Source organism: Catenulispora sp. MAP12-49 (assembly GCF_041262705.1).
In the GTDB taxonomy this organism is placed as follows: Bacteria; Actinomycetota; Actinomycetes; order Streptomycetales; family Catenulisporaceae; genus Catenulispora.
Genome location: NZ_JBGCCP010000002.1, coordinates 39744 through 52414, shown reverse-complemented (window position 1 = coordinate 52414; position 12671 = coordinate 39744). Strand labels below are relative to the sequence as shown.

Sequence of the window (12671 nt, the reverse complement as noted above, 5' to 3'; positions counted from 1 at the left end):
GCCGGGCGCGGCGGCCGAGGACCGCCACGCCCGGGTCCCGCATCGCCTACGAGGTGGCGAACCCCTTGAAGTCGACCTCCCCGCTGTCCCCCGAGCCTTCGTTGTGCGCTGTCATGAACGTGCCGACGTCCTGCGTGGCGTGGGTGCCGGGCACGGTCGCGGTACCGACCTCGGTCCAGGTGACGTCGTCGGTGGAGTAGTAGCCGGTGAAGACCGAGCCGGAGCGGACGAGCTTGAGCCAGGACGGGTAGGCGGCGGTGCCGAGCCCGGAGTTCGACGCCGAGCTGTTGCTGTCGAGCTGGCCGCTGCCGGTGCTGTCCCACTGCAGGACGTAGCCCTTGCCGGGCGTGACGGCCAGGATAAGGTAGCCCGGTGAGGTGCCGGCGCCGGTGATGTCGTCGCGGACCATGATCCCGGCCTTGGCCCAGACGCTGGTGGCGGCCTGCGCGGTGACCTCGACGACGGTGGTGGAGCCGTCGTGCTCGGCACCGGGGAGGTAGACCGAGCTGTACTCGTCGGTGGAGCCCCAGGTGTCGGATCCGGCGCCGATGATCGACACCGAGTTCCCCAGCTGGCCCATCTGCGCCGTGGTGCTGGTGAACGCCTTGTACGGGGCCTGCGGCGGGTTGACCAGGCGCAGTGAGCCCGGCGCGGTCGACGTCTCGGACCCGCCGCTCCAGTGGTCGGTCTCGGTGCCGTCGATCTCGGCGGTCTCGATGGGCTCGGTCAGGGTCGCCGACGCGGTCAGGCGGAAGGCGGAGATCGCCATGTGCCCGGGAGCGACCTTGCCGAAGTGCGTGGCGGTCAGCGGCTTGGCGGTCCAGCCGGTCGGCAGGTGCAGGCCGAGCGTGACGTCGCTGATCGCCGCGACACCGTTGTCAGTGAGGTATGAGTACACCGTCCCGGACTGGCCGGCGCCCAGGCTCGGCAGCGTAGTGAGCAGGGTGGTACTCGGCGGCAGCCGCCGCTTGGCCGGCGCCACCTTGTACATCACCGCCGCGTGGCCGGGCACGACGGCGCTGATGACGCCGCCGCTGGCCGTGGTCCGGCCGGTCCACAGGTCCTGCAGCGCGTAACCGTCGCCCGAAGCAGCCGGGACACCGGCGGCTGCCGCCGTCGTGGAGATGGTGGCCGGCGCGGCGTTCTCGTTGAACAGCACCACCGAGACGCTGCCGTCGGACAACGGCTTGGCCAGCACGTCCAGTCCCCCGGAGCTGCTGATCTCAGTCCCCTGCCGGCCCAGCTTGTCCTGGTCGACCGCGATGACCTGCCGGTTGCCCAGGATACGCAGCGTGTCGGCGCTGGCCGTGCGCAGGTCGGTCCCGGAGATCAGCGGCGCGGCCATCTCGGCCCACAACGTGAACTCGGTCTGGTCCTCCACCGAGCTCATGCCGTTGCCGACTTCGAGCATGTCCGGGTCGTTCCAGGCACCCGGCCCGGCTCCGCCGGCCAGCGCCACATTGGTGTGGAAGTTGCCCAGCATGCTGCCGTAGTCGGCACTGATGTCGCCGGTGGTCCGCCACAGGTTGCCGACGGAGCCGCCCCAGGACGCCACATCCTCGGTGCCCCAACTGCACAGGCTGTAGACCATCGGCCGACCGGTCGCGGCCAGCGCCGAGCCCATCGCCTGGTAGCGCTGCTGCGAGGGGACCCCTTGGTTGTTGCAGTTGTCGTACTTGAGGTAGTCGACGCCCCACGACGCGAAGGTGTTCGCATCCTGAGTCTCGTGACCGAGGCTGCCGGGGAACCCGGCGCACGTGTTGGTACCGGCGGTCTCGTAGATACCGAGCTTGAGTCCCTTGGAGTGGACGTAGTCGGCGACCGCCTTGATGCCGTCGGGGAACTTCACCGGGTCCGGGACCAGGTTCCCCGCGGAGTCCCGGCTCGGCGCCATCCAGCAGTCGTCGATGTTGACGTACTGGTAGCCGTCAGCGGCCAGACCGGAGGCGAGCAGTTTGTCGGCGGTCTGCTCCACCAGCTGCGCGCTGACGTCGCAACCGAAGGCGTTCCAGTCGTTCCAGCCCATCGGCGGGGTCAGCGCCAGGCCGTTCGACAGCGCCGCTGCCGGCGGCGCAGTGCTGCCGACCCAGGTCAGGGGCGCGGCTATCAAGGCCGCGGCCAGCAGGATGCTGCGTACTTGGGGCATGTCGTCTCCTCGTCACACGAACGCTCGTGTTCTGACAATTCCACCCAGGTCCAAGCAGTGTTCAACACATCGGAACGCAAGCTAGTCATGTGACATAGCACTGTCAAGGAACCGTGTGAGATTGGGAAAGGCAGCCGCGGCTTCAGGCTGACGGTCGACCTGTCCGGGTAGGGACAGATGGTCGGAACTACCGAATTTGAAGGGAGATCCGTCATGGCCGAGTTCGCTGTGCTGATCTACGTCACCGACGCACCTCATTCGCCGACAGCGACGGCGGAGGATCTCGAGGAATGCGACCAGCATGCGGATGAGTTGACGGACAGCGGCTCCATGGTCATGGCGTACGCGCTGATGCCGAGGGACATGGCGACATCGATTCGCGGCAGTGGCATCACCGATGGCCCGTTCCAGGAGGCCAAGGAGGCGATCGCCGGCTTTTACGTGATCGAGGCACCGGACCTGGACGCGGCTATTGCGATCGCGCGTACCAACCCTGCCGTTCGCGACGGCGGCGGCGTCGAGGTCCGGCCGGTGCACAGCGGCGGCTTCATCAAGCGTACGGACCAGCCCGCCGCATAGCCGGGCGGCTGACATCCATCGTCCCGGCGGGCCGGCCGTTCACCGGGCGATGCATGTCGTACGCGACCTGTCAGTACACGACATCACGCGACGCGCGCCGCCACCATCAACAAACCGCGCCGTGCCGGAGGTCATGCAGCCAGATCGGCGGGAGTCGGCCTCTCCGGCGGCATCCGGACCGCCGAGAGGGTCACCGTCGCTCTGACGTGTGACGTTGCGGGAAAGTCCTGCATCTCTTGCCATGACCCACGGCACTGCGTCAGACTCCTTCCCGAGAGTTCGCGAGCGAGCTCCGAGGCGTTCGAACCGCGAACAAGCGGGCCGATCGCAATGGCCTGTCTCTCCCTTCCCCCTTGGGACCGTGTGATCGCCACCCGACGCCGCGGTCCTCGCGCTTCATGACCCGTGCCGAGGCCGCAGTCGAGGGGGTGACGTCGGCATCGCATGCTCCGGTGCCGACCCAAGTCCACGTTTCACGATCCGCCAGGAAGGACCGGCACATGGCTCCGATGTCGTCAGGTGTACAGGTGTGCGTGGCATACCGCGGCCGCCGCCGGGAGCCCGGCCCACTGACCTTCGGGCAGGCCAACGTGCTCAGCTGGGTGAGCCAGGACTCGAACGAATGGTCGGCGGTGATCCCGGTCATCCATCCGGTGGACGGGAGCGTGCCCGTCGAGCGGGTCGCGGCGGCGATCGGCGTCGTGATCGGGCGGCACGACTCGCTGCGGACCAACTATCTGCGCCAGTCCGGTGAAGCGATCCAAGTCGTCCGCGAAGCCGGAGACATGATCGTGGAAGTGCACGAGAACCTCGACGGTGACACGCAGTTCCCGGCCAAGCTGGCTCGGCAGATGTCCGCCAAGCCCTTCGAGCTCACCGCTGAACTGCCGGTTCGGGCCGCGATCATCACCCAGCGCGGAGCACACGACGAGCCACAGACCACAATCGTCATGGTCATCACCCACATGGCCATCGATGTGGGCAGCGGCGTGATCCTGACCGAGGAGCTGACCGACCTGGTCGGCGGCAAGAGCCCCGATGACCTGCCAGACCCGGGCCTGCAACCACTGGACCAGGCGCGGATCGAGCTGAGCCCCGCCGGCCTGCGGCGCAGTCAGAACTCGGTGCGGTATTGGCGCTCCCGGCTGGCGCGGGGCCCGCTGCGGCTGGCCGTGCCGCCGCTGGTCGAGCCCGGCGAGTCGCAGCAGCTGCGGATCACCTCGCCGGCCGCGGCCCTGGCCATCACCCGGATCGTGGACCGTACCAAGGTCGGACACTCCAGCGTCCTGCTGGCGGCGGTGGCCGCCGTACTGGGCCGGTACACAGGGGAGCAATCGACTCTGCTCGCCTCCCTGAGCGCCAACCGGTTCAGCAGCACGCTGAGCAGATACGTCGGCGCACTCGCGCAGGACGCCTTGATCAGCTTGGACCTGACCGTCTCGGCCTTCGACGCGCTCGTGGAACAAGCCCGATCCGCCCAGCTGACCGCGCTCAAGCACAGCCAGTTCGACGCCAAGGCGGTATGGCCGGTGATCGACGAGACCTTCGACCGGCGCGGCATCGGCTTCACCCGCGACTGGGTCTTCAACGACGTCGCGGCCACCGTCGAACAGGGCCGGGCGAACAACGAACCGGCCCCGCTGGAACTGGTCGACCAGGCCCGGCCGGCGACCCGGGTCAGCCGCGGACCGGCCGAGTCGCAGTTGCCGGTACTGCTGTTCTTCCAGGTGCTGCGAGCCTGCGGCGAACTCGAACTCGCCGTCAACGCGAACGGGCAGTTCTTCACCGCGGACACCATGGAGCAGCTGCTGCGCGAGATCGAGCAACTGCTGATCGCCGCCGCCGCAGGCGACACAGCCCTTACCCAGCCCGAACCCCCGGCCACGCGCAGCGGCCAATGGTGGCAGATCGACGGCTGCCAGGTGCAGCAGACCGCGGTCAACGAACTACTGGGTTCGGCCGGCCGGGCGTTCCTGGACGGCAACGAACTGGTCGGCTACCTCGCCGAACCCGACCTGACCCCGCGCTCGGCACACCTGGCCAGCCTGGCCGGGCTCCGGTGGCGCCCCACAGCCATGACACCCACGCGCTACGTCATCTGCGCCACCGCACCAGAGGACCTGGACGATCTCGCCGCATGGCGAGGCCAGCCGGTCATCGCCGAAGGCGACGGCCGCCCCGGACTCCACGAGGCTTTCGCAGACCATTCATCGACCACGCAGGAAGCCGAGGCACACCGAGACGAGCAATGATCAGAGCACGTACAACAATGTCGCCCACGCCGCCGCGCAGCATCCAACGCCCTGATCAAGGAAACCTTCGCTGCGCGAGCTCGTAGGCCCTGCGGCTCCGCTCAAGCCTCCCTTGATCCACTGGCGGCAACTCCGGCGCAGCGAAGACCCGACCTGGATGCCTGTCCCATTCCCGCGAGGCTCCGACCGTTCGTTGATCAAGCCAGGCCCGCCGGCCAACCTGGTCCCGGTCGACCTCGACGAAGTGGCCGCCACGGTCCGCTTCGCACTCAAACGGATCCAGTACCGGCCCGAACTCGTGGACGGCTGCCTCGCCGAGACGGGACTGACCATCAGCCCTCGGCCGTGACCACGGGCGGTCGATGAACTTCACCGGATGTAGCGTGAGCCAATGAATCACACCGTAGGCGACCGAGTGATGATCACCACCGGCCCCTTCGCGGGACGCGAGGCAGAAGTCGTACGAGTCCCGCCTCTCGGCGATGCCGACAACGCCGTTGAGGTCGAGATCGAGGTGTTCCAGCGATTGGTGCGGCTCAGCGTGTCGCCAGTGGATCTGCGGACCCTTCCTGGTCGGTGAGCTGCATAGCGCGCTGCCGCGCCCAGCCCGCCTTCCGGATCGCGCCCCGCGCACGGGCGGATGTTCCCCCTGCGCGCACGTTGCTGCGGTCCAGTGGTGACAGATTGCGGACACCACGTAGCATCGTGGTCTTTTGCTACCTGGAGTCAGGACCCAGGATGCGAACATTGCTGACAAGCAGGCAAGCCGACGGAGGCAACGGTGACCAGGTACGCGATCGACGAACAACACGGCACTCTCATCGCGGCCTGGGCCACCGGCGACGGCGACACCGCTACAACCGTGGCCACCCTGCCGCCGTCCAGCCCCACCGAGCAGCGCTACGCCGTCGCACGCGCGCTGACTGGCTTGTCGGAGGTCCTGTGGCGCACCTACACCCACCCGGCCTCAGCGGCTGGCGACGATATGGAGGACAACAGCGAAGGCTGGCGTCGCCAAGGCGAGCGGGATGCTTTCGCCAAGGTACTGCCAGCGCTGGCGCAGCCGAATCTCCCCGAGGGCGGCATGATCGTGCAGTCCTACATCGCGGTCGAGGAAGGTGCGCACCGCCTCAGCCGCGCCCTGCACGCCGTCGGCGACGAGCACCTGACCGCAGCCATCACTGCTGAAGTACAGGCCGACATCACCGCCATCGAACAAGCCGAACTCGGCGACCTGTCCGGCCGCTCCCGCCAGGCCGTCGTCCTCACCCGCGCCGACGCCTCCCCCGTGCAGGTCGCCGCCGCCAACGGCCTGCTGCGCGACAACCTCTTCGGCTCCGATGAGCTGTTCACCACCGTGGACCCCACCGCCGCCGCCGTGGCCGCCGCACACTGGCTGCACGCCGCGGCCACGGTCGCTGCCGAGGCCGCCGGACAGTCCATCACCGGGTCGATCATGGAAGCCGACGACATCCTGGCGCTGCCAGTCGCCACCCTCACCATCGTCCTGGACATGATCGAGGACGGCAGCAGCCCATACGAGGCAGTAACCGAACTGATCCGCGACGCCATGGCAGTCGCCGAAGGCGATGTACCAGACCCGATCGGCCTGGCCGAGATGGTCGCCGAGGTACAGCAGACCGCCGACCGCATGGCCCCGGGAGATGAGGACGCGCTGGAGAGCATGCTCGCCGAAGTACGCGCCACCCCGCTGGATCCAGCCCGGCCGGCACTGGACCTGCTCGAGGACCTGCTGGTCGGAATCGACGGCTGCGCGGCCCTATACACCGATCAGGCCGACAACAGCGACGCCGACGTAGACGACGACAGCGGCGATGACGAGCGCGCCGAAGCCCACGGCACAGCCATCCGGAACGAGTTCCTGACTGCGGTACGCGAACACGCCACCGCTCACGCCGACCGGATGCTGTAGACCACGGCACGGGCAGGCACCCACAGCCCGCACCGCGGTAGCCGACAGCAGCGGCCCGCGACCGGCCGTGGCGGCCCTGGTGGAGCACGCGTAAGCGCCTGAACAGCAGTGCTGGCCGACGGCGTCTGAGCTTGCCCCGCTTTTCTGGACGGCGCCGTCTTTGCCGACGCTGTGGAGGGGAGCCTTCCCGACGATGAGCGCACGCGCATCACCGTGGGGCCTGCTCCCCTCCGCCTTCTGCTTCTCCGTCCCTCAGCCGCGCGGTCTCATCAGGCAGCTCAGGACAGCGCTATATGGAAGATCTGATTGTTGCTGTTGTGTGGAATGCTGTCCTTGTCGCCGCCGTTGGAGGTGGCCATCCACATCCCGCCGTCCGGTGCCGGCTCGACGGTGCGCAGTCGGCCGTACGTCCCGACGAAGAACTGCTGGATGTTGGTCAGAGTGCTGCCGCTGATCTGCTCGCGATACAGGCGCGTCCCACGTTCGCAGGCCACGTACAGGAAGTCGCGGATGATGGTGATCCCGCTGCACGAGCCCTCGGCCACGGGGTACGTGTGCTTCGGCGCGATGAATCCCGCTGTGCCGCACGTGCCTGATGTGCCTTCGCACGACGGCCAGCCGTAGTTGCCACCCTTCACGATCAGGTTGGTCTCGTCCATGATGTTGTTGCCGAACTCCTGTTCCCAGAGTCGGCCCTCGGCGTCGAAGGCGAGCCCCTGCACGTTCCGGTGCCCGTAGCTCCAGACCGCGTTGTGGAACGGGTTGTCGGCCGGGATCGTCCCGTCCGGGTTGATACGCAGCACCTTGCCGTTGAGGCTGGCAGTGTTCTGGGCGTTCGCGCCGTTCTGCGCGTCGCCGGTGCCGGCGTACAGGTACTTGCCGTCCGGGCTGAATCGGAGCCGTCCGCCGTTGTGGAACTTGTTGCGCTCGATGCCGGTCAGCAGGATCTGTTCGGTGCCGGTCTGCAGCGTGTCGGTGGCCGGGTCGTACTTGATCCGGACGATGCGGTTGTCAGTCGGCGAGGTGTGCATGATGTACAGCCAGTGGTCCGAGCTGAAGCTCACCGGGTTGATCTCCAGCCCGGTCAACCCGCCCTCGCCGTCTGTGCTCTGTACGTTGGGTACGGTACCGATGCTCTTCTTGGCGCCGGTTTTCGGGTTGAGGTGCACGATGTCGTGTGCGTCGCGCTCGTTGAACAGGATCGTGCCGTCGGGCAGCGTCACCAGGCCCCACACCACGTCGTCGTCGGTGCCGACCTGGGTCACGGTGCAGACTCCCTGTGAGGGCGGGCAGCCGTCGGCCGCCGCGGTGGTGACGTCGAGGATCGGCGTGCTGCCCGCACTCTCGTTGCCGTTGCCGTCGTAGGCGGTGACTTGGAAGTGGTACGCGGTGCTCGGGGTAAGACCGTCCACCTGGGTGGCGGTAGACGTGGCGTCCGCGGTGCCGACTTGAGTGCGCGTGCCGTTCACCACGTTGTAGACGCGATATCCGGCTACCGCGACGTTGTCGGTCGAGGCGGTCCAGGCCAGAGTGACGCTGGTGCTCGTCACCGCGGTGGAGTGCACGTCGCCGGGGACCGTCGGCGGCGTCGTGTCGCCGGACGACGGCGTGGTGACGTGCAGTGTGCCGGACGGCTGGCTGACATTTCCTGCCGCGTCACGGGCGTTCACATAGAACCCGTACGCGACGTTCGGGCTCAGCGAGCTACAGGTAGCGGTCAGGACGCTGCCGCTCACCTGCGCGCACAGCTGGCCGTCGTGGTAGATGTCATAGCCGCTGACGCCGACGTTGTCGGTCGAGGCCGTCCAGGCGATGGTGACGCTGTTCGGCGTGTCGGAGACCAGCGTCGGGGTCCCGGGCGGGCTCGGCGGTGTGGTGTCGGTGCCGATAGTGCCGTAGACGCCGAGTTCCTGGAGCGAATAGCCGTGGCTGGCGTCGGCGCGGCAGCGTTTTGTGCCGTACATGCGCACGTAGCGGCCGTTGCCGTCGAGCGTGGTCAGATCCTCCACGCCGCCTTTGCCGGCGGCGGTGCTGTAGATCTTCGTCCAGGACGTGTGATCGGCTGAGACGTCGATCTCATACGCGCTCGCGCAGGACGTGTCCCATTGCAGCCGTACGCGGCTGACGTGTGCGATCGCGCCGAGGTCGATGTAGACCCATTGCGGGTCGGCGCCCGAGGCGCTGGCCCAGCGGGTGGTCGAGCTGCCGTCGTCGACGTAGGCGGCTCGGCAACAGCTGCCGGAGGACGAGGCGGTCGCCGGTTTGTTCAACGACAGCAGGGGGTCGGCGGCCGTAACGGTCGTGGATGTCGAGGTGGCCTGATTCGGTGCGGCCGCCCGAGCCGCGACTGCCACCGATTCCATCGAGCGGGCCGGCGCGGCCGACGCCGTCACTGTCATGACTCCTGTCACCGCCAGCGCGGCGACGCCGACCACGATGAACAGACCTCTGATGAGTTTGAAGTCTCTGAGCATGCCTGTTCTCCGCTCAACCCAGATCGGGAAAGTCCAGGTCCGGGGCGGCGGTACCACAGCTCGCCGTCGAACCGCTGGCCGACACGCGCAGAGCGCCGCCGGATGTGTTCTTGCTGTTGCTGACGCAGTACCCGGAGATTTTCTGGAAGCCGACGTCGAACGGGCTGGAGCCGCCGCTCTGTGCGGTGAGGCCGTCGAAGGTGATGTCGCTGCCGGCATTGGCCAGGATCGCCGGTCGGCCGTCGCTCGCCCCGGCCTTGACCGAGCTGTCGGTGAAGTGGATCCCGGAGACGTTGTGCAGGTACCAGCCGTAGGCCGGCCGGGTGCCGATGCTGTTCGGGTTGTAGTCGCCGTTGTCGCTGGGCACGCCGGTGGACATGGCGCCCTTGCCGCCGGGGACCGTGATGTCGACGTTGGTGAAGGTCTCGTTGCTGACCTGGTGCGAACTGTCGGCGCCCCAGATCGTCGGGCTGTAGTCCGGGCTGGACGCGCCGGTGCCGGTGATGTCGTCATACGTCACGTCGCTGATACGACCGACTGTCGGTTTGCCGCCGCATCGCAGCCGGGTGCCGATCTTCTGCATGATCGGGGAGTGCACGCCGGTCATCGTGATGTTCTTGTAGTGCACGTCGGAAATGTCGGCACCGTCCATGCTCACCATGCCCAGGCCGGACTTGCCGGCGCCGAGGATGGTGATCTGCTGGAACTGGTAGTCGGTGAAGGAGCCGCAGGTCTCCGAGCCGAACATCAGAGCATTGCAGCACTTGGCCTTCAGCGTGGAGCCGGTGACGGTCACGTGACCGCTGGGCAGCGTGGCCCCGAGCGCGTAGTCGCTCTTGAACACCAGCGCGTCGTCGTTGGAGGAGATGTTCGCGTTGGTGATGGCGACGTGCGTCGTGGAGATGATGTTCCAGCCGTCGCGGTCGCTGGAGGTGTTGATCGTGAGGTGGTCGGAGAGCACGCCGTCACAGCCGTTGATGAGCGCCCCGAAGTGCCCTCCGCGGGCCAGCGTGATACCGCTGAGGGTGAGGTTGGTGCAGCGTGTCAGGGAAATGATTTTGTCGGCCTGCCCGGAGCCGGGGTTGCCGGCGATCAGGTTCCCGTCGCCGTCGATGGTGCCGGAGCCGGTGAAGCCGATGTTCGAGAGCTTGTCGCCGTAGAACATGGCGTCGTGGAAGTGGCTGTGCCCGTAGTCCTGGTACTTGTCGTAGGGGCTCGGCTCGGCGGCGTCGTAGGCCTTGGCGCTGGAGCCGAGCACCTTGGAGCCGGCGTCGAGCTGGATGGTGACGTTGCTCTTCAGATGGATCGTGTTCGCCGACTTGTAGCTGCCGGACGGGAATTCGACGATGCCGCCGCCGGCGGCGTTCGCGGCGGTGACCGCCTTGTTGATGGCCGGGGAGTCGTTGGTCGAGCCGTTGCCGGTGGCTCCGTACTTCTTGACGTTGAAGACGGCGGCCGCGTGCACGGCGGGAGTACCGGAAGGACCGGCTGCCGACGCGGCGAGGGCGGTGCCTTGCACGCCGGCCAGAGTGAGCGCCGCCACGGCCAAAGCGGCTGCGAGGCGCAGGGCGCGGTGTCGCATGCCCCTGCTTCGAGGGGAGAACATATATGGTGTCACGGCCCTGAGTGAACAGGACATCGGATGAGTCGGCAAGGTTAAGAATCGTTACTCCAGGCAAAATCCCTGCTCAAGGGTGCGAGAGACAGCCCTAATCGATCAGTCATCAGAGGTATGCAGAACAGATCTTGAGCCAATTTCGGCATCTCATATATGAGATCTTGCCTATCGCGCCTACCATGACCCCGATGGACGGCCGCACGACGAGAAGGAGTCAGGACCCGATGAAGCGTTCACTGATTGTCACAACAGCGACCTTGGTCGCCCTCAGCGCGTGCTGGCTCGCAGGCACCGCGCAGGCCGCACCGGCACCACAGACGGCCACGGACCCCACTTCCGGACTGACTCAGTACACGGACACGTACAAGGTCCAGCACCCGTACAACCTGCCCGAGTCAGCCCGCTTCTCGATCACCAACGGGGTCTACAACCTGTTCATCCTCAAGGGCGACAAGGGCTACTCCCAGGGCACCACGACCGGCGCTCGCACCGAGATGCGCTGGGGCGAGAACTGGTCCAGCGGCGAACACCTGTGGTCCGCGGATGTGGACATCGACGCCGGCACCACCGGCACCTGCATCATGCAGGTCCACGTCAACGGCCAAGGCGAGGCCATCTACATCCAGACCAAGAACGGCAACCTCTACAACAGCGTCGGCACCTTGCTGGCCACCAACATCGTCGGAAGCTGGTTCCACCTCGACGCGGCGTACAACCCCAGCAACCACCTGGTCCAGATCTGGGTGAACAACCGACTGACGCTGACCACGCACTACGCCAAGCCGTCCGGCACACAGTTCTACTTCAAGAACGGGGTCTACAACCTCTCCGGCGCCAAGTCGGAGACCCACTTCAAGAACATCGAGCTGTGGCACTGAGCACCGGCTGTATGGGGAGTAGCGGTTCGCGGGGTCCAAGCGCGATGCCCCCGGCAGGAGCGGACAAGCCAGAACGTTGAAGGGGTCCCCCAGGGTCCGCACCTGGTTGGATGACTGTTATGAATCAGTCGGATGTCATAGCCGCGCCCTGGGGAATGTCGGTCTTCGGTGCCGCCACCATCGATGTCGCCCCTGATCTGGCTCGGCTGCGTGTCGGGATCAAGGAGATGCGGCCAACGCCAGCCGAGGCATTCGGCGCCACCAGAACGGCGGTCAACCAAGTCCGCGAGGTGATGCGTGGGCACGGGATTCCAGACGGAGCCGTGTCCGCCTCGAACCTGAGGATCACGTCGCTGTGGGACTACACCGGCAGGAACCGTGAGCTCAAAGGTTACGAGTGCGGCTCGTCCTTCGTGGTCGAACTGCGGAATCTGGACCTGGTCGAGCCCATCCTCGTCGACTTGGTGGCCGCCGGCGTGAACGAAGTCGGTGACGTCGAGTTCGACGTCACCGCAAAGCGCGAACTGCGCGTCCAGGCACGCAAAGCAGCGGTGGCAGCAGCCAGGGAGAAGGCCGAGACCTACGCCGAGGCCGCCGGGGTCCGCGTCGGCAAGGTGCTCCACCTCACCGATGTGGACTCCGAAGGCTTGAAGACATTCCGCAGCCACGGCCAACTCGTTGGCAACGACGGCGACGGAGTGCTGACGCCGGGGATGATCAGCGTCTCTGCAGGGGTTCTGTTGGGATTCGCAATCGACGAATAGTGCAATCGGGGTGGCGCCAACTGTTCG

The 12671-nt window shown here is 66.9% G+C and carries 10 protein-coding genes; 7 read left to right on the top strand and 3 right to left on the bottom strand.

Annotation, left to right across the window (positions count from 1 at the left end; translation table 11 throughout):
- Positions 1-46 precede the first annotated feature (46 nt).
- Complete coding sequence (locus tag ABIA35_RS04385) at positions 47-2146, bottom strand: NEW3 domain-containing protein (RefSeq protein WP_370356747.1); 2100 nt, start codon at positions 2144-2146, stop codon at positions 47-49.
- 213 nt (positions 2147-2359) lie between these two features.
- Here ABIA35_RS04385 and ABIA35_RS04380 point away from each other — a divergent pair, with 213 nt between their 5' ends.
- The 5 genes from ABIA35_RS04380 (at position 2360) to ABIA35_RS04360 (ending at position 6910) form a co-directional block, all read left to right on the top strand.
- Positions 2360-2725 carry a YciI family protein gene (locus ABIA35_RS04380; RefSeq protein WP_370356745.1) on the top strand — a complete coding sequence of 122 codons (366 nt, stop codon included), beginning with the start codon at positions 2360-2362 and terminating at the stop codon, positions 2723-2725.
- 533 nt (positions 2726-3258) lie between these two features.
- Entirely contained in the window at positions 3259-4977 is a 1719-nt protein-coding gene (locus ABIA35_RS04375; protein ID WP_370356743.1) for a condensation domain-containing protein, read from the top strand.
- A 193-nt stretch (positions 4978-5170) separates the two neighbouring features.
- Positions 5171-5326 (top strand): hypothetical protein, encoded by a 156-nt coding sequence (locus ABIA35_RS04370; RefSeq protein ID WP_370356741.1) that lies wholly within the window; start codon positions 5171-5173, stop codon positions 5324-5326.
- 42 nt (positions 5327-5368) lie between these two features.
- Positions 5369-5557 (top strand): KOW motif-containing protein, encoded by a 189-nt coding sequence (locus tag ABIA35_RS04365; protein WP_370356739.1) that lies wholly within the window; start codon positions 5369-5371, stop codon positions 5555-5557.
- A 201-nt stretch (positions 5558-5758) separates the two neighbouring features.
- A complete protein-coding gene (locus ABIA35_RS04360; protein ID WP_370356737.1) occupies positions 5759-6910 on the top strand; it encodes a hypothetical protein in 1152 nt (383 codons plus the stop codon).
- Between the two features lie 278 nt (positions 6911-7188).
- Here the strand turns inward: ABIA35_RS04360 and ABIA35_RS04355 are convergent, their stop codons facing one another.
- Both ABIA35_RS04355 and ABIA35_RS04350 read right to left on the bottom strand, forming a co-directional pair.
- Positions 7189-9384, bottom strand: a complete 2196-nt coding sequence (locus ABIA35_RS04355; RefSeq protein WP_370356736.1) for a PQQ-dependent sugar dehydrogenase — start codon at positions 9382-9384, stop codon at positions 7189-7191.
- A 13-nt stretch (positions 9385-9397) separates the two neighbouring features.
- Positions 9398-10966 carry a glycoside hydrolase family 28 protein gene (locus ABIA35_RS04350; protein WP_370356734.1) on the bottom strand — a complete coding sequence of 523 codons (1569 nt, stop codon included), beginning with the start codon at positions 10964-10966 and terminating at the stop codon, positions 9398-9400.
- A gap of 260 nt (positions 10967-11226) precedes the next feature.
- Between ABIA35_RS04350 and ABIA35_RS04345 the strand changes: the two genes are divergently transcribed.
- Both ABIA35_RS04345 and ABIA35_RS04340 read left to right on the top strand, forming a co-directional pair.
- Positions 11227-11880, top strand: coding sequence for a polysaccharide lyase family 7 protein (locus ABIA35_RS04345; RefSeq protein ID WP_370356732.1), 654 nt, complete (start codon positions 11227-11229; stop codon positions 11878-11880).
- 119 nt (positions 11881-11999) lie between these two features.
- Complete coding sequence (locus ABIA35_RS04340; RefSeq protein ID WP_370356730.1) at positions 12000-12644, top strand: SIMPL domain-containing protein; 645 nt, start codon at positions 12000-12002, stop codon at positions 12642-12644.
- Positions 12645-12671 lie beyond the last annotated feature (27 nt).

Excerpts from the sequence above, each read along its gene's own strand:
- ABIA35_RS04385 (WP_370356747.1), bottom strand. The coding sequence starts at position 2,146 with ATGCCCCAAGTACGCAGCATCCTGCTGGCCGCGGCCTTGATAGCCGCG.
- ABIA35_RS04380 (WP_370356745.1), top strand. The coding sequence starts at position 2,360 with ATGGCCGAGTTCGCTGTGCTGATCTACGTCACCGACGCACCTCATTCG.
- ABIA35_RS04365 (WP_370356739.1), top strand. The coding sequence starts at position 5,369 with ATGAATCACACCGTAGGCGACCGAGTGATGATCACCACCGGCCCCTTC.
- ABIA35_RS04355 (WP_370356736.1), bottom strand. The coding sequence starts at position 9,384 with ATGCTCAGAGACTTCAAACTCATCAGAGGTCTGTTCATCGTGGTCGGC.
- ABIA35_RS04350 (WP_370356734.1), bottom strand. The coding sequence starts at position 10,966 with ATGCGACACCGCGCCCTGCGCCTCGCAGCCGCTTTGGCCGTGGCGGCG.
- ABIA35_RS04345 (WP_370356732.1), top strand. The coding sequence starts at position 11,227 with ATGAAGCGTTCACTGATTGTCACAACAGCGACCTTGGTCGCCCTCAGC.
- ABIA35_RS04340 (WP_370356730.1), top strand. The coding sequence starts at position 12,000 with ATGAATCAGTCGGATGTCATAGCCGCGCCCTGGGGAATGTCGGTCTTC.